Consider the following 21132-nt stretch of genomic DNA (forward strand, 5'->3'; position numbering starts at 1 on the left):
GATAACTGCCCGTTAATGCCCGATTGGGTGGGCTTTCCATCAGTGGGGGATGAAGAAAACCCCCACTGATGGAAGTTTCACTTTATATATAGGTTTTTCATTTCATAGAAGAATATGCAAGAAAGGAAAAGATACGATGAATATTACTCATGTTCACCACATCGCAATTATTTGTTCAAATTATGGAGTATCAAAAAAATTCTATACAGAAGTACTCGGTTTTCAAGTTCTACGTGAAGTATATCGAGAAGAAAGAGAGTCATATAAGCTTGATTTATGTGTTGGAGATACATATCAAATTGAATTGTTTTCATTTCCTAATCCTCCAATGCGAAAAAGTTTTCCGGAGGCAACGGGATTGAGACACTTAGCGTTTGCTGTTGAATGTATAGAAGGAGCTGTTTCATATTTACAGCAGCATGGTATACAAACTGAAGCAATTCGAATCGATGAAATTACTGGAAAACGTTTTGTATTTTTCCAAGATCCAGATGGTTTACCGCTTGAATTATATGAGAATTGAACTACCCCCACCTACCGCTTCGCGCTTTAGGTGGGGGTCTTCTCGCTAGATATGATAAAAATTGGTGAAATTTATACAGTTTTTCTTATGAGGGAAAGAGAGAAAATAAAGAAAGTTAAACTTATCTTTGCAGGAGGTGTAACCTTAGTTGTCTGCAGCTAAGGGAGATACTTGGAAATAGGGAATTTAATACTGGTTGCAGTTTTAATTGCGTTAACGGGTTTTTTTGTTGCAATTGAATTTGCGATTGTCAAAGTACGCAGTAGTCGCATTGATCAACTCGTTGGAGAAAAAAGGCGAGGAGCAATAGCAGCAAAAAAAGTTATCTCTAATTTAGATGAATATTTGTCAGCCTGTCAGTTCGGAATTACAATTACAGCACTTGGACTTGGATGGTTAGGTGAACCAACTGTAAAACATGTATTAGAACCTATATTGATTACATTTCGAATCTCTCCTTCAATTGCTAGTACTGTATCTTTTATTATTGCATTTGCTGTTATTACTTTTTTACATGTTGTAATTGGAGAATTAGCACCAAAAACATTTGCAATTCAAAAGGCAGAACAAGTTAGTCTGATGTTTTCAAAGCCATTAATTTATTTTTATCGCATTATGTATCCATTTATTTGGACATTAAATCATGCCGCTCGTTTTGTGACAAGTTTATTTGGACTAAAACCAGCTTCTGAACATGAAGTTGCACACTCAGAAGAAGAGCTCCGTCTCATCTTATCAGAGAGTTATGAAAGCGGGGAAATTAATCAAGCGGAATTTAAATATGTAAATAATATTTTTGAATTTGATAATCGTCTTGCGAAAGAGATTATGGTACCACGGACGGAAATTGTCGGATTATATGCGGAAGATTTATTTGAAACACATATTGAAATTATTCGGCAAGAAAAATATACAAGATATCCAGTATTCGGTGAAGACAAAGATGAAGTTATGGGAATGGTGAATGTGAAAGATTTCTTCATCCGTTATATAGATGGAGAAAAACGAGAAGCAAAATCAATCACGACATATACAAGACCAGTTATTGAAGTAATGGAAAACATTCCAATACATGATTTATTGTTGAATATGCAAAAAAAACGTATTCCACTCGCTATTTTATATGACGAATACGGTGGAACCGCAGGGCTTGTTACACTTGAGGATATTTTAGAAGAGATTGTGGGAGAAATTCAAGATGAATATGATGAGGATGAACATCCACCTATTCAACATGTTAGTGACAATTGTAAAGTTGTGGATGGGAAAGTGTTAGTAAGTGAAATTAATGACTTATTTGGCTTGCATCTGGACGAACATGACGTTGATACAATTGGTGGTTGGTTGATGATGCAAGGACAACCGATTGCAGAAGGAGATGCTATTGTTGTTGGTGAGTGGACATTTACTATTCTTGAAAAAGATATTCATCAAATTAAGCGAATAGAGATAAAAAAATTGGAAACGAAAGAAAAAACAGCAGCGTTATAAATAGCTGTTTTTTCTTATTAATAAGGCATTATAGTAAATTGAAGAAAGACGATGTGCGTTTTTTGTATTGGAATAATAAAGGGATTTCAGGGTTATGGGAAATTTCAGCAGGAGAAGAAATTAAGAAAAATCATTTTGCATTTGGAGTAACGTTAGAAAGTTTAATACAGACTAATGAATGGCTACAGGAAAGGGGACGAAAATAAGAAGTAGTTTCGGCAAAGAAACGTTAGAACCAATTGTCCATGTTTGGATGCCAGATGCTTGTAATAGCTTAGAGTTCATTACAAGGCTAGGGGAGGATCCATTAGGGGGGATGAAGTAGTGCATTTAAGTGAATGGTTAGAAAGATGAAATAAAGTGAAACTTCCATCAGTGGGGGTCCTACTGCCCGCGAATAGTGGGATAAAGCAAAAGGCTGATGAACGGGTCATCAGCCTTTTATTTTATAAAATATGAAACACAGCGTTAAGTTGAAGTAAGCTAATAATTAATAAGAAGATTAAGCTGTATTTCATTGTTATTTTAAATAGCTCTGATTCTTTACCAACTATTCCAACTGCCGCGCAAGCTACAGCAACTGATTGTGGTGATACCATTTTTGCCATTGTACCGCCCACTACGTTTAAGGCAACAAGAGTAGAAGGGTTGATATCTAATTGAGCGGCTGTAACAGCTTGAAGAGGTGCAAATAGAGAGCCGCTGGATACTACAGAACCAGTTATGAATACGCCGATCCAACCTAAGATTGGAGATAAGATTGGAAATACACTTCCAGTAGATGAAAAGGCTAATCCAAGAGTTGAAGACATACCAGAATAGTTTGTTACATATGCTAATGCAATTACACTACAGATTGTATAAATTGGTGCTTTTAACTCTTTTAATGTTTCAACAGTTAATTCTTTTACTAACTTACCGCTTACACGGAATACAAGTAAAGATACAATAATTGCAAGTACAATCGCAGTAGTTGTTGATGAGAATACATCTAATTTAAAGATTGCTGGAAATGGTGTATCTGCTTTAACAATTGGCGCTGTTTTAATCACGTGATTGTGCAGGCCAGGTACTTGAATATTCCATACTAAGTTACTTAATACACCATTTGGAGCGAATAAGGCTTTTACTGCTTTTAAGTTGAAAATTGTTACAAATGCAGTTAAGAATACAAATGGTGACCAAGCATACAAAATTTGTTTCATAGTATAACTATGTTTTTCTGTCTGTTTTTGTTTTGTTTTACTTTTTTCTGAAGATTTTGGCTGCCATACACGTAAGAATAATGCTAATGCAATCATGCTGACAACAGCTGCGAAAATATCAGTAAGTTCTGCACCAAGGAAATACGTTACAACGAATTGAGTAAGAGCGAAAGAACCGCCGCTTACAAGAATACCTTGCCAAGTTTCTTTAATTCCTTTAAAACCATCGACGATTGCAACAAGTAAGAATGGTAATACAAAGCTAATGAAAGGTAATAATGTTACAACTTGACGACCAACAATTAATGGATCTAGTTGTGTTAATTGAGCAGGTACTGTAACTGGAATACCCATTGCTCCCATCGCACCACCAGCAATATTGGCAACTAAACAAATACCAGCTGCTTTTAATGGGTTAAAGCCCATACCTACAAGTAATGCTGCTGTAATAGCGACTGGTACACCGAAACCTGCTGCACCTTCTAAGAAAGCACCGAAAGAATAAGCGATTAATAATACTTGAAGACGAGGATCGCTTGTAATGCTAGAAATGCTATCACGAATGACGTTAAATTGCTCAGTTTTTACAGTTAATTTGTAAAGGAAAATTGCTGCGATAACAATTGTACAAATTGGATAAAACCCGGCTGCTACACCAAAGGCAGCGGATGATACAGCCATAGTTGCTGGCATCTTATAGACAAATATAGAAAGAATAATAGCTAAAATAACACTATAGAGTCCAGATAAGTATCCTTTAATTTTAAACACTGTTAAACATAGTATAAAAAATAAAATTGGTAGAGCGGCTACAAGTGCTGATAGCCAAATGTTGTGTAACGGGTCATAAACCTGTGTCCATGTACTCATAATTGCGACATCTCCTATATATAATTTGTGAAGTTATTCACATTTATTTGTGAAATTATTCACAATCAACTTACATTGTTAGTATAGTATTCCTCGGCACTATTGTCAACGTGGAAAAGTATAATTATTCCATAGAACATTTAACTGTAAAAATTCTGCTACATTTTATGAATAAATTGGAAAGAAATAAAAGAATTTGTATACAGGAAAGAGTGTACATAGATAGGATACGTTATATGTTGTTTATCTATTCTTTCATAAATTTTTATTATTATTGATTTTATCCCGCATTAACGGGCAGTAATATTCCCACCTCAAAAGTCGGTGAAAGCAAAGAAGTTAGGTGGGAGATAAACTGCCCGTAAAAGCCCGATTGGTTCAACTAATAATCAGTGGGGGATGAAGAAAACCCCCACTGATTAAAGTTTCACTTTATATGTTTTATCCTGTACAAACGGGCAGTAAGACCTCTACCTTAGGAACAAAGAAAATCGATAGGGGATATGATATGTAAAAAATATAACAAAAATGTTGAGAAAATTATTTTGCAAGGCAATGAACAACAATAGAGATATTTTGCTTTTTTTCTGAGCCATATAGTATAATATTCAAACATCAAAAGAGAGTTTCTCTTTAATATAAAGGGGGAAGGTAATTTTTATTGTTGTAAATTATTCAGTATAAAATGTAATAATAGGAAGAAATATAAAAATAAACATGTACAAATATAAAAATAAAAAGAAAAAATGAGGGGAAAGTATGTATCAAAATCAATTTGAGTGTCGTATTTCAGAAGAGGATGTACAAATGTTGCGAGCGCTAGCTCATCCGCTTCGTCTGCGTCTTGTAATGGAGCTTATGCAGCGTGGAACTTGTAACGTAACACAGCTACAGGAAGTATTAGAAATTCCGCAATCTACAGTATCACAACATTTAACGAAGTTAAAGCAAAATAAAGTCGTACGTTTTGAAAGACGTGGTTTGGAAGTATATTATCAAGTGTACAATGATAAAGTAAGTGAAGTTGTAAAAACAATATTTTCTTAAAATTTTAATATTATGGAAAAATAGGTATGTATTTGTACATACCTATTTTTTGTAAATTGAAAAAAACTTCAAAGTGAAACTGTGACTTTAGGTTATAGAAGTGAAGGGAGTTAAACGGGATAAAGTGAAACTTCCATCAGTGTGGGGGGCTTCATCCCTCACTTATCTTCTTCGCTTTTCTCTGAATCTTGAGGTGGTGGTTTTACTGTCTGTTAATGCGGGATAAAATTCAAACAGACGCGGCAATATAAAAAAGAATGCAATGAATAATAAGGAGGAAATGATTATGGATATAAATCGAGTAAAACAAATTTTATCATCATCAAGTAGAATCGATGTTACATACCATGGTGTGCCAGTTTGGATTGAAAATTGTGATGAATCGAGTGGAATTGCGAGTGTACATGATCTGAAAACACCGCATGAAACAGTGCAAGTAGAGATTACAGCATTAGAAGAGCATTAAAAAAAAGCGGAGAAGTTTCTCCGCTTTTTACATTTATTCCATCATATGTGCAATTTTTTTAGAGAACATAAGAAGTACTAAGCCTAATACAATAACGATAACACCGATGCTTGCGAATACTTCTAAATATCCTAAAGATTGCGTGTAAGCAGCTAATTTACCAGCTAGCCAGTTTGCACAACCAGTACCAGCCATCCATACACCCATTAATAAAGAAGCTAACTTTACAGGAGCGATTGCACTTACCATAGATAAACCGATTGGTGATAGGAATAGCTCACCAATTGTATGGAATACATACGTAATAACAATAAACATTAAGTTTGCTTGTACAGCAATATTAGCTTCATCACTACCTGTTTTTAGAACTGCTAATGTTAACACAAGATAACCGATTCCTAATAAAATCATACCAAATGCCATTTTTGTCGGAATTTTTAAATCGCCATTTTTTGTTTTAGAAAGTTTCACCCATAATGCAGAAACAAGTGGTGCTAATAAAACGATAAACAATGGGTTAACAGATTGGAACCAAGAAGTTGGAATTTCCCATCCGAAAAGAGAACGATCAACGAATTTATCTGTATAAAGAGTTAAAGAACTACCTGCTTGTTCGAAGCCTGCCCAGAAGAAGACAACGAAGCAAGTTAAAATGATAATTGCCCAAGTACGGTTTTTCTCTTGTTTTGTTAAAGGTTTTTTCTCGATTACTTTTGCAGTGCCATCTTTTGATTTTTTACCAACGACTGTTGTTCCAATGTCACCAAGATAACGTTTAGCTAGTAAATTAAAGAGAATTTGACCAACAATCATACCAATACAAGCAGCTAAGAAGCCGTATTTGTATCCCTTTACCATAACACCGTCAACAGTTGTTTTAAAGAAATCTTCTGCTAAGAAACCACAGATCAATGGTGCTACTAAAGCGCCTAAGTTAATACCCATATAGAAAATTGTGAAAGCAGAGTCACGGCGTTTATCGTTTTCACCGTAAAGTGAACCTACAAGAGTTGAAATGTTTGGTTTGAAGAATCCATTACCGATAATTAATAATCCTAATCCTAAAAAGAGTCCAGTTTTTGTATTCATTGAGAAAAGAACAAAGTTACCAAGTGCCATAATGATACCGCCAACAGTAATAGCGTGACGTTTTGTTATAAAGTGGTCAGTTAACCAACCGCCAATAATTGGTGTGAAATATACGAGCATTGTAAATGTACCATAAAGTTGTACAGCGGCTGCTTTGTCAAACCCTAGCCCCCCGCTAACAACTGCAGTTGTTAAATAAAGAACTAAAAGACTACGCATTCCGTAGTAGCTAAATCTTTCCCACATTTCTGTAAAGAACAACAAATATAATCCCGGAGGGTGTTTCTTTGGTGATTGTTGTTCTTCAGCTTTTTGTAACTTTAAAGCTGCATCCATTTTTCTTCCTCCTAATCCTGTCCTGTATAACGGATATTTATGTAATCATTTTAATTTACAAAATATTTAGAAGTCAATAGAATTATATGGAAATATAATAAAAAAATTTCGTAAATTCTATAAAAACGTCTTTATTTTTTGTATTTTCCCCTGAAAATCTTAAAATAAGCGTTTTCAAGTGCATTCTTTCTCGTCTAAAAGAATGAAAAAAGAAACACTAATCAGAAAATTTCAATTAAAATAATTTTTCTGATATACAGAATATTTTTTTGGTATACTTTTGAAATATAACATATTTTGAATAAGAATACAAAATAAAAAATAACTCCTGTGTATAGGAGTTATTTTTTACGAGATATTTTACTTTACAAAGCGTTTTTCAATGTCATCTAGCATTAAATTAGCAGCTATTACACCGCCAGCTGTATTCCAAATCACATCATCAACTTTGTATGCTTTGCCGTTTTTCACAGCATTTAAGTTTTGGAATAGAGGATCGCTCGTATATTCTTTTTCTAATTCAGAACCTTTGTTTTCGTTTCCTTTATTGTATGTGAAGTAGAATAGTATATCGCCATCCATTGCAGGGATTCGCTCTTTTGATACGTTACGCTCTGCAAAATCATTCTTATTTTGATCACCAGGACGTTTGAAACCAAGTTCTTTTAAGATAACCCCAGAGAATGTATCTTGATGATAAATACGAACATCACCAGGCATAAAGCGTACCATAGAAATTTCTTGATTTACTTGATCACCAAGTTTTCCTTGTAGGTCTTTTATGCGCTTGTCATAATCAGCTAGGACTTTTTGACCTTCTTTTTCTTTATTCACTGCTTTTGCATAAAATTTAAAGTTATCTTTCCACTCACCGCGCAGTGTTTCTGAGAAAACAGTAGGAGCAATGCTATTTAGCTGCTCGTACACTTTCTCCTGACGCATCTTGTTGCCGATAATTAAGTCGGGTTTTAAAGCAGCAATTGCTTCGAGATTGACTTGGAGCTCGTCACCGACAGGTTTTGTATTTTTCATTTTATCTTTCGTATGTGGATACCATGGGTCACCGGTTGGTGGTTGTGCAGCTCCAACTGGTGTTACACCAAGAGAAAGTAAAGCTTCCGCTCCCTCGTTTGTTAAAACAACAACACGCTTTGGATTTGCAGGAACTTCAGTTTTTCCCATTGCGTGTTCAATTGTAATCGTCTTTTGCTTTTCTTCTTTTTTAGCTTCAGCTTTGTCATTGGTTTTACCACATGCCCCTAAAAGAAGTGCAAATGATAGTATAAGTGCAAATAATGCAAATGATTTTTGTTTGATGAAACTCATTATGTATCCCCCTTATATATTGAGAATCTTTTTCAATTACAAGGTTGATATTAAGGTGTAATAAATAGATTGTCAATAGTAATTGAAAATAATTATTATTATCATTGACAGGGGGAATTCAGCTACAATACACTAAAAATGTATTAGTATGCATTAAAGGAGAAACGCTGCATGTTATTAAAAACAAATCAAGCAAAATGGATTGGGTTATTTGTTGGCATCATTGCAGTTATTACTTGTATTTGGGGGAGTATTATTTTGGGATATACAAATACAAGTTCGAAACTAGCACTGGATGCTTTTTTCCATTTTAATGGCTCAAATGAACATATTATTATTCAAAACGTACGTCTTCCTCGTGCGCTTATCGCAGCTAGTGTTGGTGCTAGTTTAGCCATCGCCGGTTGCCTTATGCAAACTTTAACCAAAAATCCGCTTGCTGCTCCAGACTTTATCGGATTAAACTCAGGTGCTTCTTTTTTTATTGTCGTAGCGACCGTTGTTTTTTCCGTGACATCTTTATCAGCGTTTACGTGGATTGCCTTTTTAGGAGCGGCAGTTGCCGCGGCATTCGTATTTGCTTCTAGTTCTTTAGGAAAAGAAGGAGCAACTCCGCTTAAGTTAACATTAGCTGGGGTAGCAATCAGTGCTTTATTTTCTTCTTTAACACAAGGATTACTTGTGTTAAATGAAAGTGCATTAGAAGAAGTTTTATTTTGGCTTGCTGGTTCTGTACAAGGTAGGAAGTTAGAAGTATTGCAATCTGTATTTCCATATTTATTAGTTGGATGGATTGCTGCTCTTCTAATGGCTGGGAAAGTGAATACACTCATGATGGGAGAAGATGTAGCGAAAGGATTGGGACAACGAACGGTACTCATGAAATCGTTAGTATTCTTGATTATTGTACTACTATCAGGTGGCTCTGTTGCAGTTGCAGGTCCAATTGGATTTGTTGGAATTATTATACCTCATTTCGCAAGGGCACTTGTTGGTGTAGACCATCGTTGGATTGTGCCGTATAGCGGGCTATTAGGCGCAATATTATTGTTACTTGCAGATATTGCTGCAAGATATATTATTATGCCACAAGAAGTTCCAGTTGGAGTCATGACAGCATTTATTGGGGCACCATTCTTTATTTATATTGCACGTAAGAGAGGGCTTAGCAAATGAAGAAGTATATTCCGTTTCGTGTAGGAAAAGACGGCCTCTCGTTTTTAATGTATAAACGAGCTTGTCTCGTCTTATTGGGTTTACTAGTTGTTTTAATTGGGTTATTCTTTGCAAGCGCTGGTATGGGAGAGATGAAAATAGCTCCATATGATGTATGGCAAGCAATTACCGGGAATGGCGATGCGATGTCAAATATGGTTGTAAACCAATTTCGGATGCCACGTATTTTAATTGCAATTCTCGTAGGGATAGCTCTTGCTGTAGCGGGCTGTATTCTACAGGGCCTCGTTCGAAATCCGCTTGCTTCTCCTGATATTATTGGAATTACAGGTGGTGCAAGTGTAGCGGTTGTACTATTCCTTGCTTTATTTAGTGATAAAAATAATGCATTAACAGTAAGTATTCAGTATATGCCACTGGCAGCCTTTATTGGAGCGACCGTTGTTGCGTTTTTTGTATATTTATTTGCATGGAGAAATAATGGATTATCAGCGATTAGCCTTGTTTTAATTGGCGTTGGATTTTGGGCGTTAACGAAAGCAGCGACAACTTTATTTATGCTGTTAGCCCCTATATATCAAACGAGTCAAGCAAATATTTGGATTACTGGTACTGTTTACGGATCTTCATGGGAAAATGTGGTGATATTAGCACCTTGGGTTCTTATTTTAACAGCGGTAGCATTTGTAGCTGCCAGACATTTAAATGCACAAGAACTTGGTGATGATATTGCTACCGGACTTGGAATCCCCTTAACCAAATCACGTTTTTTCCTACTACTCCTTAGTACGGCATTAATTGGAGGAGCAGTTGCTTTTGCAGGGGGAATTGGATTTGTTGGTTTAATGGCGCCGCATATTTCAAGAAGATTAGTTGGTTCTTTATACGGTGCATTACTTCCAGTAGCAGCTGTTGTCGGTGCGATTTTAGTACTTGCTGCAGATTTAATTGGACGCACAGTCTTTGCTCCGCTTGAAATTCCAGCAGGTGTATTTACATCAGCAATCGGTGCTCCGTATTTTATTTATTTACTTTATAAAAGTCGAAATTCATAAAGGTAAAGAAAAAATACATAGATGATTTACTATCTATTAAAAAACGGAGTAAAGGAAGAGAAACATGGAAAAAGCATTAGAGACTAAATCGTTAACATTGTCTTATGGTGAAACAATTATTATTGATGAATTAGATTTAGAAATTCCAAAAGGAAAAATTTCGATTTTTATAGGTTCAAATGGCTGTGGGAAATCTACTTTATTACGTTCACTTGCCCGTTTATTAAAACCTACATCTGGGGATATTTTATTAGGAGATCAAGTTATTCAACATATGCAAACGAAGCAAATTGCCCGCCAGCTTGCGATTTTACCACAAGGTCCACAAGCACCAGAAGGGGTAACTGTTCTTCAGCTTGTTAAACAAGGTCGTTATCCATATCAAACATGGCTAAAGCAATGGTCGAAGCAGGATGAAGAAATGGTGTGGAAAGCACTAGCTGCAACGGGAATGACCGAATTTGCAGAACGAGATGTTTACGCCCTTTCAGGTGGACAACGCCAGCGTGCATGGATTGCAATGACGCTTGCACAGGATACAGATATCATTTTATTAGATGAGCCAACAACATATTTAGATATGACACATCAAATTGAAGTGCTTGATTTATTATTTGAGTTAAATGAGAATGAGCAACGGACAATCGTAATGGTGCTGCATGATTTAAATTTAGCTTGTCGATATGCGGATCATATTGTAGCAATTCGTGATAAACAAATTTATGCACAAGGCAAACCAGAAGATATTATTAATGATAAGCTTGTACGTGATGTTTTTCGTATGAATTGTGAAATTATAAGAGATCCGTTATTTGGTACACCGCTTTGTATCCCGCAAGGAAAGGGAAGACGTATACTCCCGCAAGCGGTTAATTAAAAGACAAAAAACAAAGTAAAAGGGCGATGAATCACCATCGCCCTTTTACTTTGTACATGAAAATAATAGAAACAAAGGGATACGCAGTCTACGTTCATATTCTTCTTCACTTTGAAAATGCTGAGGTTCTGGTGTTGCTTCGCGTAAACTATTAATTGTAAAACCAGCTTTTTGTAAGGAGAGGAAGTATTGTTCAATTGTACGATGATATTTAACAACTTGCTCATTAATCCATGGCTCGACGCGTCTGCCAGTTTTAAAATAATCATCAACAAGCCAGCTAGTTCGTTTTCCACTTGCTTGCAAGCTTTCAAAGGCAGAAGTAATAACCGGGTGTTGAACACTAAAGGCGAAAGTGCCTCCAGTTTTTAACGTTTGAAAAATCTGTCTGAAAGTATCATCAATATGTTCAATATAGTGAAGGACAAGTCTAGATGTAACGATATCAAAAGTAGAATTGGAGTATGTATAGTCTTTGAGGTTTAGATGATGAACAATTCCATTTGTATTCTTTAATTGTTTTTGAGCTTCTTCATACATACGGTGAGAGTCTTCGATTCCGGTATAAGATTGGCAGCCTTTTTGTAGTAACTCTACTCCAAATTGTGCATCACCACAGCCAAGATCAAGTATATTTTTATCTTTCATATGACCAAGTAGCTGTAAGAGAACAGGTTTTTCAATTGTGTCGTTTGGGTTATCGGTTCGATATCTACGTTTCATGTATTGTTCGAAAAATAAATTCTCATTGTAAACGTCAGATTCTGTATATGACATTCAATCATCTCCTTGAAAACGTTTTTTCTATTATAAAAAAATCCAAATAATAATAATAGATTTCTGTAATTATATAAGATATAATCATTAGTTGTAAGCGTTTACTTTTAGCTATTTTCCTATAATAATTTTTCGAAACGTGTTAAGCTATTAAAGGGAGTATTGTCTATATTATGATAATGCTTTCTTTATATGAATGATAGGGAGGTTTCGCGATGTCTAGCAAAACACTTGACAAATTTTTAGTAGAAAACCTGGATGATTTGAAATCAAAGGGGCTTTATAACGTTATTGATCCGCTTGAAAGTTCTAATGGACCGATCATTACAATTGGCGGAAAAGAATATATTAATTTATCTTCAAACAACTACCTTGGTTTAGCAACAGACGAACGTTTAAAAGAAGCAGCAATCGGTGCAATTCATAAATATGGCGTTGGTGCAGGTGCTGTTCGCACAATTAACGGTACGCTTGATTTACATGTGAAATTAGAAGAAACAATTGCAAAGTTTAAACATACAGAAGCTGCAATCGCATATCAATCTGGTTTCAACTGTAATATGGCAGCGATTTCAGCTGTTATGGATAAAAATGATGCGATTCTTTCTGACGAATTAAACCACGCATCAATCATTGATGGTTCCCGTTTATCAAGAGCAAAAATTATTGTTTATAAACATTCTGATATGGAAGATTTACGTAAAAAAGCAATCGAAGCAAAAGAATCTGGCTTATACAATAAATTAATGGTTATTACAGACGGTGTATTCTCAATGGATGGCGATGTAGCAAAACTGCCAGAAATCGTTGAAATTGCAGAAGAACTAGACTTAATGACTTATGTTGACGATGCACACGGTTCTGGCGTACTTGGAAAAGGTGCTGGTACGGTCAAACATTTTGGACTATCTGATAAAGTAGATTTCCAAATCGGTACATTATCTAAAGCAATTGGTGTAATTGGTGGATATGTTGCTGGTAAGAAAAACTTAATCGATTGGTTAAAAGTTCGTTCACGTCCGTTCTTATTCTCAACAGCGTTAACACCAGCTGATGCAGCAGCATGCATGAGATCAATTGAAATTTTAATGGAAAGCACAGAGCTGCATGACCGTTTATGGGAAAATGGTCGTTACTTGAAACAAGGCTTAAAAGAGCTTGGTTTTAATATTGGGGAAAGTGAAACACCAATTACACCTTGTATTATTGGTGATGAAGTATTAACACAACAATTTAGTAAACGTCTAAATGAAGAGGGCGTATATGCAAAATCAATTGTGTTCCCAACTGTATCAAAAGGCACAGGCCGTGTTCGTAATATGCCAACAGCAGCACATACGAAAGAAATGCTTGATGAAGCAATTCGCACGTATGAAAAAGTTGGGAAAGAAATGGGAATTATTTAACACATTCGCATCTATGAAAGCTTGCAAATGAGGAGTGGGGAAAATGAAAAAAATTCTAGTAACCGGTTCTTTAGGTCAAATTGGTTCTGAACTTGTAACGAAACTTCGCGATGTATATGGTGCATCAAACGTTATCGCAACAGATATTCGTGAAACAGATAGTGAAGTTGTAAAGTCTGGTCCATTTGAAATACTAGATGTAACAGATGGTCAAAAATTACATGAGATTGCAAAGCGTAATGAAGTTGATACAATTATTCATTTAGCAGCACTGCTTTCAGCAACAGCAGAAAAAAATCCATTATTTGCTTGGAATTTAAATATGGGCGGTCTTGTAAATGCGTTAGAAGCAGCTCGTGAATTAAACTGTAAGTTCTTCACACCAAGCTCAATCGGCGCATTTGGTCCGACAACACCGAAAGATAATACACCACAAGACACTATCCAGCGTCCAACTACGATGTATGGAGTAAACAAAGTGGCTGGAGAGCTTTTATGTGATTATTACTATCAAAAGTTTGGTGTAGATACGCGCGGCGTACGCTTCCCAGGTTTAATTTCTTACGTTGCTCCTCCTGGAGGAGGAACAACTGATTATGCAGTTGAAATTTATTATGAAGCAATTAAAAAGGGTACGTACACTTCTTACATTGCAGAAGGAACATACATGGATATGATGTATATGCCAGATGCATTGCAAGCGATTATTTCTTTAATGGAAGCAGATCCAAGCAAGCTAAAACATCGCAATGCATTTAACATTACAGCAATGAGCTTCGAGCCAGAACAAATTGCAGCATCTATTCGTAAGCACATCCCAACATTCACGATGGATTACGCAGTTGATCCAGCTCGTCAAAAGATTGCAGATAGCTGGCCAAACTCAATTGATGCAACAGCAGCGAAAGAAGAGTGGGGCTTTAAAGCAGACTATGATTTAGACAAAATGACAGCTGATATGCTTGCGAAATTAAAAAAAAAATTAGAAGCTGAGTTAGTACTTGGCTAATTGAAAGAAAGCCGATTCAATTGATTGAATCGGCTTTTTTGTTAGCGTGTCCAGTTAAGCTGCGGGCTACTTGCGAGTGAAAGTTCAGCCTAGGTAAGAAACCTTAGTAGATGATAACTGGTGGAGAAATTATAAGGTTAAAGACGTTATATAGATTTCACTTCATGCGCGTCTAGATTTTCAGCTTCGGGGTATTGTTGTTCCGTTTCTTCAAATTGTTTTTCGTATTCGTAGCTAAAGGCTTTATGGGTTTTTTGATCTTCATCCCAGGGGTTCGATTTTCCTAACTTTTTATTAGTGGAAGAACCGTAAGGCCCTTCAGGAAACTCCTCAGGAATGACATATTGATGTCTAGCTTCAGCAGTTGTAACATCCGTATATTGCTCATCTTTTTTGGGGGACAAATGAAACACCCTTTCAAATATATTTGATAGTAGACTTCTTCCTTAATATACCCAAAAAGATTTCTATGGATTTTGAATTTCCTTTTATCGGCGCTTTTTCAAATATATCGACGCTTCGACAAGAAATAAAGACCTCTCGACAAAAAACGACTAAAAAAACAGGAGCTGCCTCCAGCTCCTGTTTTCTATTCAATCGTCTTCAATAGTAACTTCTTTAATAACGGCTTAATCTTTAAGCGTAAATCTTCAGCATGATTCGCCACTAAGAAGTGGTGGTTATAAATATTTTTCATTAGCTGATAAGTCGCTTCTTTTGCTTCGCCTTCTTCGATAAAGATTCCGATGACTTCTGTGCCGCTTTTACGAGCAAGTTTTACAGCTTCGTGTGTATCTAAAATACCATCTTGTTGATAGTCTAATGCAGACGGTTCGCCGTCTGTAAAGACGAGTAGGAATTTATGTTTTTCCGGACGTTTTGCAAGTTTTTCCGACACGATACGAATAATGTATCCATCACGGTTATCTTCTTCTTCACGAAGTTGCATCACTTCCGGACCAATGCTTGGAAGCGTTGAGTTTTGATATGTTACGACTTCATGAATGACGTTTGGTTTGTTTTCGGGTGTAGCGCTAGAAGCATCTTCCCAAAATCCGCTAATGGCGTGTGGAATTTTTAACGATTTTAAAGCCTCATGGAAAAGAACAACGCTTTTTTTCGTTTCTTCCATTTTGTTATACATCGACCCAGAGCAGTCAACTAACAGGTGAAAAACAACGTCAAGCTCTTGTGATTCTTGTCCTTTTTTATAAAACATACGTGGTTGTTTTTCTGTATAAATACGTAAGAACTTTTTACGAAGTCTTCCGTAGTATTTATCAGCATTTGCGTTTGTCTTATTTTCAATTGTTTTTTCAATGATTTTCTTTAGTTCTTTTACATCTTTATTTACGACAGATTTTATAGCTTGATAGTCTTTCTTTTCATCATGGTTTGGTTTGCGAGCTTCTTTAAATGTATGTGATGCGCCGGCGTTATACTTACCGTATACACCTTCATTTTGGCTAGAAGCATGAGATGCTCTCGTATCTTCAGTATCTGCTCCGTCGAAATTCGACTGTGTACTTTTTTGTGAAGTACCTTGCACAGAAGCGAGCGCTTGATCACTATTATCAGATTCACGGGCGGTATCACCCATCATATTTGTTTTTGTACCGCTCTCTAATTCAAAGCGTAAGAAGTTTTCGTTTTCATTGTTTTTATTTTCACGATGCCATGTTGAAAAGCTTTCGTTTATTTTACTTTTATTATCGTCATCGTCAACAATTTGAACATCATCATTTGCTAGTTCATCTACTCGTTCCTCTATCTTTTCAAAAACGACAGAAGTATTGAGCGGTGCAAGTCCAAAGTAGTTATTAATCATATCATTTTCTAATAGTTCTTCTAAACGATAGCGAATTTTTTCTACAACATACATCGTATCCTCTGTAGTACGCGTTTGGAACGTTTCGTGTAAGATTGCTTCAATGTGCTCAAAGTAGTCGTTGTTAAACATTTCGTATTTATCGCTTGTTAATGTTAAGTAACATAAACAAATGAGCATATCAGCATGATAGTTACGAATACGGTTAATTTCGTATTGTGAGCTGAAATAGCTCCGATACATTTCTTTTCGGCGTGCAAAAATTGGTTTTGTACCAGGACGCTCTCGTTTAACAATTTCTTCAACTCGTAAATCTTCTAATAGAACAAATAATTGCGTTAAAAAATTTTTAAGTGGTGATTGCTGCAATTCTTTTGCATAGTTACGAATAAGCTGCATATCGGAATGATGTTTGTAGCCGAGAGCTTTTAAATATACTTCACTTTTTAAACCGACGACTTTATCAGTTTCACTTCGATCATCCCAAAAATGACTGATGACAATTTTATTTTCGATTTCGTCATAATATGCTTTATATCCATATTCTAAATATGCATTTTCTTCTTTTAGAAGGGCATACATTAAATTTTCCATTTGCAGAAACAGAGACGCATCGATTTTTTTGTCGCTAAAAATTTGTCTCATGAATTATCCCTCAAAGAAATAACTTTCTGCTAATTCACGCACCGTCATTTGTTCCGTTTCATCACTTAATTTTGCGATAATGCTTCGTTCAATTGCGCGCATCACTGGAATATACACACTTAAATCACATGCATCGATAATCCCGCGAATACTTGCTGCTTCTTCGCTTACACGGCCATCGCGAGCAAGTGGCATCAGGTCACTTGCGAATGCCACAAACTTTTCGATTGTTGCTGTTTCCTTTAATTTCGATTCCGCTAATAAGAGTTCTTTTAATGTTTCACCTTGAATATAAGGAACTTCGATAATAACAAAGCGATTTTTTAATGCTTCATTTAGTTCGCTCGTTCCTACATATCCTTCATTGATTGCTGCAATTACACGATATTCATCACTACCGTACACAACTTCTTGTGTGAATGGATTTGTAATCATTTTACGATAGTCTAGTGCACCGTGAAGAAGAGGAAGTGTTTCTGGTTTTGCCATGTTAATTTCGTCGATATAAAGGAAATGACCGTTTTTCATTGCTTTCATTAATGGACCATCAACGAAAGTAACTTCAGATGCACCGTCTATTGTTTTTAATGTGTTGTATCCTAAAATACCTTCTACATCTAAATCAACAGAACAGTTAATGCTATGCATTGGCTTTTGGAATAGATAAGACAGCGTTTCAGCAAGAACGGTTTTCCCGCTTCCAGTAGGGCCTTTTAATAGAACGTTTTTCCCAAGAAGTAATGCAGTAATTGCATCTTCAATAATACTGTTATCCGATGCTTTATACATTTTCGTTCCAATTAAAGTAGCGGCATTGCCAGCTGCATGTTTATTTGTTTCGTGAATATTTACAAGTTGTTGCTTTAATCCCTCATGTATATGAAATTGCTCTAACATTTATTTCCCACCTAACATTATTTTCATAAAGTAAACAATCCTTCTTATGATAACGCGTTTTTATAGGTGAAGCAAAGAAAAAACATCTTCCAATTTGGAAGATGTTCCCTTATAAAAGTGGCGAAATAAGTCGCATCAGTGATTCAAGCGTTCTTTTTCGAATACTTCTCTTTTTAAAGACTTCCCAGCGAAGTTCTGTAGAATCCTTAAAATCTTGTTCGAAATCATGTTTAATATCAAGGACAGTCGGAGAGTCATATAAGATAGCGATTAATTCATAATTCAGTTCAAAGCTACGAATGTCCATGTTCGCTGTTCCAATTGTTGCAATTTCATCATCAATTAATACAATTTTCGCATGCATAAATCCATCTTTATAACGATAAATAGAAACACCTGCTTCTAATAATGGAGCAAAGTAAGATTGGGAAGCTTGATCACTTATAACGCTATCACTTATGCCAGGATATAAAATACGTACATCAATTCCAGCAAGTGCACTTAAACGTAGTAATGTTAATGTTTCTGGATCTGGAATGAAGTATGGCGTCGCAATCCAAATGGAGCGCTTTGCTGATGTCATAGCCGCTAATAAGGCATTTCGAATCGTTTTGTCATTTGCACTCGGGCCACTTGCGACAATTTGGACAGCGCCGCCTGTATCAACTGTCCATCTCGGAAAATACTCTTTATTCATGAAAGGTTCCCAAGAATAGTTATTTAATCCACTACATGCGTATAACCAATCTTCTAGAAAGATAGCTTGTAGTTTGTATAATGCTTTCCCTTCAAGTTTTAAATGACTATCTCGCCAAATTGGAAATTTCTTAGAACGACCAAGATATTCATCTCCAACATTCAATCCGCCTGTAAATCCAATTTTTCCGTCAATAATAATGATTTTACGATGATTACGATAGTTAACGGTTTCTATTAGCCATGGAGAAAGAGCAGGATCAAATTCTACTACTTCAATTCCTACGTCCTTCATCGGTTGCAAAAAGGTGCTTCGCAACGTATAACTTCCAAGTCCATCAAATAAAAAGCGGACAGTTACACCAGCTTTTGCTTTTTCAATTAAAGCATCACGGAGCTTTGTTCCAATTTCATCAGGTCGATAAATGTAATATTGAATATGAATGTGATGTTTTGCCTCTTGAATAGAGGAGAAAATTTCTGTAAAAGTTTCCTCTCCGTTTGTTAGTAATTTCGTTGCAGTTTCATTAGCAATAGGCCCTCCGCCAAACTTGTGAACGACAGTAGCCAAATGGGCAGAGCGTTCATCTAGAGATGGTGGTATTTCTTGTTCCAATCGTCTTCCTTCTAAAATTTCACGGAACAACTTTCTTTGCTCTTCAGCACGGTGTAAATGTTTATTTCGGCGCCATCTGCTGCGGCCAAATAGTACATAAAAGAATACGCCAATAACAGGAAGAACTGCTAATACCCAAAACCAAGCTAGCGTACTTTGGGGGGAGCGATTTTCAATAAAGATGATGAAAGCAATGCCAATAGCTGTAATAAGAAATAGCGATCCAACAAAGGTATTCAATGTAATGGGAGAATTGTTTAGCACTTTTAGTACAAGGACTGTAATTGCACTAACGAATAATAATTGCAGAACACGATTTTTCATTGGTATGAATGTCACCTTTTTCCGATTAATTATATCCTTATTATAAGATATTTTATATTTACTAAACTAACATGAAATATTATAGCTCACGCTTCTTAAGTTTGTCCTGCATATATTTTAATTATCGGAACTTTTTACTTTAAAAAGGAGGGAATTTGATGAATGATGTAAGTCTTCCGCATGGTGGTGGCTTTGGGCATGGAGATTTTGTCATAAGAAATCTAGTAAACTTGGACATATTGATACTATCAGTTAAAAAAAGAACGTGTATCAATATGGAAAAAACCACAGAATTCAAGTAGAAGCATTAATAAGCCATATTTCAGTCAACAACTCCTCAATTAAGCCTGTGATTCCTGAATAAGGACATTCATCGTCCAATAAAAAAGAGATGGTCTCATAAAAACAAATGAGACCGTTTCTTTTTCACATCAGGATCTGCAGCTTAAATTGATAAAAATCAGTCTTTCTTAATGAAGATATCCGATATAATCGGTCTATGATCTGACGCTAAAGTGTCGAGTGTGCGGGAAGATTGAATTTTAACGCCAGAAGTTGTTAATATATAGTCGATTTTTCTGTCAGGCTGTTTTGCTGGGAAGGTATAACCAATGCCATCACGCTCTTCTTTCCAAGAATCCTGATATGCTTCAAGTAAAGGTTGTAACTCTGGAGCTGTTGGTACTGCATTCATATCACCAAATAAGATTTTTTCCCTATGGCTTTCGGACATAACATTTAACATATCGTGAACTTGCATGTTCCGTACGGTTGGATCTGTCCGGTAATCCAAGTGAGTAGCGTATACATTCAATTTTATTCCTTTTACATTAATCAGCGTTTCTGCAAATCCAGGAGATAATTCGGGTTTTGGGTTTGGCACTTGTGTAGAAAGTCTAGTTATTTCACGATTTTCAGCTTTAAGAATGGGATATTTACTTAAAATCGCCACACCAAACTGACGGTTAGGCTGTCCTGCTTGTAATGGTGAAAGATTATAAATAGGGGCAAAGAAATAGTACATATTAAGTGATTGTGCAATCTTTGCTATTTCATTGTCAAAATTGCTGCGATCTCCCCAATGTACATCCACTTCCTGCAGACCAATAATATCTGCTCCTGAATCCTTTATAACATTGGTAATAGATTCAATGTCATATTGATTGTAGAAGTTGTTACCATAATGGATGTTGTAACTCATGACACGTAAGTGCACGCCTTTTTCCTGTTGTTCATTGCGGTCTTGGGCGAATGAGGGCGACTGGAAGTATGAAAAAACTAACAAAAATACAGCAATCATCATACAGACTTTTTTCAACATCATTTTTTCCCCCTATAGTTAAATCTTCTCTATCATTTCACTTATGAATTTTAAGAGAAAATACAATATTCCGTCTATATTTTTTTTATAACTTAATAAAACATTTACATTTCATCATTTTAGGGGTTCTGGTGCGAAAATAACCTGAAGCT

General features: G+C 35.9%; 19 protein-coding genes. 10 read left to right on the plus strand and 9 right to left on the minus strand.

Translation table 11 applies throughout. The annotated features are described in order from the left end of the window. Positions 1 to 136: 136 nt before the first annotated feature. Positions 137 to 523 (plus strand): SMU1112c/YaeR family gloxylase I-like metalloprotein, encoded by a 387-nt coding sequence (gene gloA2, locus LRP84_RS11185; RefSeq protein ID WP_230575145.1) that lies wholly within the window; start codon positions 137 to 139, stop codon positions 521 to 523. A 171-nt stretch (positions 524 to 694) separates the two neighbouring features. Then, positions 695 to 2014 (plus strand): hemolysin family protein, encoded by a 1320-nt coding sequence (locus tag LRP84_RS11190; protein WP_230575146.1) that lies wholly within the window; start codon positions 695 to 697, stop codon positions 2012 to 2014. A 446-nt stretch (positions 2015 to 2460) separates the two neighbouring features. Here LRP84_RS11190 and LRP84_RS11195 read toward each other — a convergent pair whose 3' ends face one another. Beyond that, the gene (locus LRP84_RS11195) at positions 2461 to 4089 is read right to left on the minus strand and encodes an L-lactate permease (RefSeq protein WP_230575147.1); all 1629 of its coding nucleotides are present in this window, start codon (positions 4087 to 4089) and stop codon (positions 2461 to 2463) included. 759 nt (positions 4090 to 4848) lie between these two features. Between LRP84_RS11195 and LRP84_RS11200 the strand changes: the two genes are divergently transcribed. Together LRP84_RS11200 and LRP84_RS11205 are read left to right on the plus strand one after the other, a co-directional pair. Further along, entirely contained in the window at positions 4849 to 5136 is a 288-nt protein-coding gene (locus LRP84_RS11200; RefSeq protein ID WP_230575148.1) for an ArsR/SmtB family transcription factor, read from the plus strand. 286 nt (positions 5137 to 5422) lie between these two features. Further along, positions 5423 to 5602 (plus strand): acid-soluble spore protein H, encoded by a 180-nt coding sequence (locus tag LRP84_RS11205; RefSeq protein ID WP_230575149.1) that lies wholly within the window; start codon positions 5423 to 5425, stop codon positions 5600 to 5602. 33 nt (positions 5603 to 5635) lie between these two features. On the opposite strand, the gene LRP84_RS11210 is transcribed toward LRP84_RS11205, so the two are convergent. Beyond that, positions 5636 to 7027: a peptide MFS transporter gene (locus LRP84_RS11210; RefSeq protein ID WP_230575150.1), complete on the minus strand. Its 1392-nt coding sequence runs from the start codon at positions 7025 to 7027 to the stop codon at positions 5636 to 5638. 360 nt (positions 7028 to 7387) lie between these two features. Next, on the minus strand, positions 7388 to 8353 hold the full coding sequence (locus LRP84_RS11215) for an ABC transporter substrate-binding protein (protein WP_230575151.1): 966 nt from the start codon (positions 8351 to 8353) through the stop codon (positions 7388 to 7390). A gap of 171 nt (positions 8354 to 8524) precedes the next feature. On the opposite strand from LRP84_RS11215, the gene LRP84_RS11220 reads away from it, so the two are divergent. The 3 genes from LRP84_RS11220 (at position 8525) to LRP84_RS11230 (ending at position 11461) form a co-directional block, all read left to right on the plus strand. Next, positions 8525 to 9529 carry a FecCD family ABC transporter permease gene (locus LRP84_RS11220; RefSeq protein WP_230575152.1) on the plus strand — a complete coding sequence of 335 codons (1005 nt, stop codon included), beginning with the start codon at positions 8525 to 8527 and terminating at the stop codon, positions 9527 to 9529. Beyond that, positions 9526 to 10584, plus strand: a complete 1059-nt coding sequence (locus tag LRP84_RS11225; protein ID WP_230575153.1) for a FecCD family ABC transporter permease — start codon at positions 9526 to 9528, stop codon at positions 10582 to 10584. The genes LRP84_RS11220 and LRP84_RS11225 overlap by 4 nt, the downstream gene beginning before the upstream one ends. Before the next feature lie 64 nt (positions 10585 to 10648). Further along, positions 10649 to 11461 carry an ABC transporter ATP-binding protein gene (locus LRP84_RS11230; protein WP_230575154.1) on the plus strand — a complete coding sequence of 271 codons (813 nt, stop codon included), beginning with the start codon at positions 10649 to 10651 and terminating at the stop codon, positions 11459 to 11461. A 45-nt stretch (positions 11462 to 11506) separates the two neighbouring features. Here the strand turns inward: LRP84_RS11230 and LRP84_RS11235 are convergent, their stop codons facing one another. Beyond that, complete coding sequence (locus tag LRP84_RS11235; RefSeq protein WP_230575155.1) at positions 11507 to 12238, minus strand: class I SAM-dependent DNA methyltransferase; 732 nt, start codon at positions 12236 to 12238, stop codon at positions 11507 to 11509. A 215-nt stretch (positions 12239 to 12453) separates the two neighbouring features. Here LRP84_RS11235 and LRP84_RS11240 point away from each other — a divergent pair, with 215 nt between their 5' ends. Next, positions 12454 to 13644 (plus strand): glycine C-acetyltransferase, encoded by a 1191-nt coding sequence (locus tag LRP84_RS11240; RefSeq protein WP_230575156.1) that lies wholly within the window; start codon positions 12454 to 12456, stop codon positions 13642 to 13644. A 34-nt stretch (positions 13645 to 13678) separates the two neighbouring features. Then, positions 13679 to 14653 carry an L-threonine 3-dehydrogenase gene (locus tag LRP84_RS11245; RefSeq protein ID WP_230575157.1) on the plus strand — a complete coding sequence of 325 codons (975 nt, stop codon included), beginning with the start codon at positions 13679 to 13681 and terminating at the stop codon, positions 14651 to 14653. Positions 14654 to 14799: 146 nt separating this feature from the next. Here the strand turns inward: LRP84_RS11245 and LRP84_RS11250 are convergent, their stop codons facing one another. From LRP84_RS11250 to LRP84_RS11265, 4 genes are all read right to left on the minus strand, one after another. Then, positions 14800 to 15057, minus strand: a complete 258-nt coding sequence (locus LRP84_RS11250) for a hypothetical protein (protein ID WP_335379648.1) — start codon at positions 15055 to 15057, stop codon at positions 14800 to 14802. A 185-nt stretch (positions 15058 to 15242) separates the two neighbouring features. Next, positions 15243 to 17126, minus strand: a complete 1884-nt coding sequence (locus LRP84_RS11255; RefSeq protein ID WP_230575159.1) for a vWA domain-containing protein — start codon at positions 17124 to 17126, stop codon at positions 15243 to 15245. Between the two features lie 3 nt (positions 17127 to 17129). Beyond that, positions 17130 to 18023, minus strand: coding sequence for an ATP-binding protein (locus tag LRP84_RS11260; RefSeq protein WP_230575160.1), 894 nt, complete (start codon positions 18021 to 18023; stop codon positions 17130 to 17132). 109 nt (positions 18024 to 18132) lie between these two features. Beyond that, positions 18133 to 19659, minus strand: a complete 1527-nt coding sequence (locus tag LRP84_RS11265) for a cardiolipin synthase (RefSeq protein ID WP_230575161.1) — start codon at positions 19657 to 19659, stop codon at positions 18133 to 18135. A 158-nt stretch (positions 19660 to 19817) separates the two neighbouring features. Between LRP84_RS11265 and LRP84_RS11270 the strand changes: the two genes are divergently transcribed. After that, on the plus strand, positions 19818 to 19961 hold the full coding sequence (locus LRP84_RS11270) for a hypothetical protein (RefSeq protein ID WP_230575162.1): 144 nt from the start codon (positions 19818 to 19820) through the stop codon (positions 19959 to 19961). 158 nt (positions 19962 to 20119) lie between these two features. Here the strand turns inward: LRP84_RS11270 and LRP84_RS11275 are convergent, their stop codons facing one another. Further along, entirely contained in the window at positions 20120 to 20980 is an 861-nt protein-coding gene (locus tag LRP84_RS11275; protein WP_230575163.1) for an endonuclease/exonuclease/phosphatase family protein, read from the minus strand. Positions 20981 to 21132 lie beyond the last annotated feature (152 nt).

The sequence above is a fragment of the Bacillus rhizoplanae genome (genome assembly GCF_917563915.1).
GTDB classification, from domain to species: domain Bacteria; phylum Bacillota; class Bacilli; order Bacillales; family Bacillaceae_G; genus Bacillus_A; species Bacillus_A rhizoplanae.

Bases quoted from the DNA above. Each gene is read 5' to 3' on its own strand.
- gloA2 (WP_230575145.1), top strand. From the start codon at position 137: ATGAATATTACTCATGTTCACCACATCGCAATTATTTGTTCAAATTAT.
- LRP84_RS11195 (WP_230575147.1), bottom strand. From the start codon at position 4,089: ATGAGTACATGGACACAGGTTTATGACCCGTTACACAACATTTGGCTA.
- LRP84_RS11200 (WP_230575148.1), top strand. From the start codon at position 4,849: ATGTATCAAAATCAATTTGAGTGTCGTATTTCAGAAGAGGATGTACAA.
- LRP84_RS11205 (WP_230575149.1), top strand. From the start codon at position 5,423: ATGGATATAAATCGAGTAAAACAAATTTTATCATCATCAAGTAGAATC.
- LRP84_RS11210 (WP_230575150.1), bottom strand. From the start codon at position 7,027: ATGGATGCAGCTTTAAAGTTACAAAAAGCTGAAGAACAACAATCACCA.
- LRP84_RS11215 (WP_230575151.1), bottom strand. From the start codon at position 8,353: ATGAGTTTCATCAAACAAAAATCATTTGCATTATTTGCACTTATACTA.
- LRP84_RS11220 (WP_230575152.1), top strand. From the start codon at position 8,525: ATGTTATTAAAAACAAATCAAGCAAAATGGATTGGGTTATTTGTTGGC.
- LRP84_RS11225 (WP_230575153.1), top strand. From the start codon at position 9,526: ATGAAGAAGTATATTCCGTTTCGTGTAGGAAAAGACGGCCTCTCGTTT.
- LRP84_RS11230 (WP_230575154.1), top strand. From the start codon at position 10,649: ATGGAAAAAGCATTAGAGACTAAATCGTTAACATTGTCTTATGGTGAA.
- LRP84_RS11235 (WP_230575155.1), bottom strand. From the start codon at position 12,238: ATGTCATATACAGAATCTGACGTTTACAATGAGAATTTATTTTTCGAA.
- LRP84_RS11240 (WP_230575156.1), top strand. From the start codon at position 12,454: ATGTCTAGCAAAACACTTGACAAATTTTTAGTAGAAAACCTGGATGAT.
- LRP84_RS11255 (WP_230575159.1), bottom strand. From the start codon at position 17,126: ATGAGACAAATTTTTAGCGACAAAAAAATCGATGCGTCTCTGTTTCTG.
- LRP84_RS11260 (WP_230575160.1), bottom strand. From the start codon at position 18,023: ATGTTAGAGCAATTTCATATACATGAGGGATTAAAGCAACAACTTGTA.
- LRP84_RS11265 (WP_230575161.1), bottom strand. From the start codon at position 19,659: ATGAAAAATCGTGTTCTGCAATTATTATTCGTTAGTGCAATTACAGTC.
- LRP84_RS11270 (WP_230575162.1), top strand. From the start codon at position 19,818: ATGAATGATGTAAGTCTTCCGCATGGTGGTGGCTTTGGGCATGGAGAT.
- LRP84_RS11275 (WP_230575163.1), bottom strand. From the start codon at position 20,980: ATGTTGAAAAAAGTCTGTATGATGATTGCTGTATTTTTGTTAGTTTTT.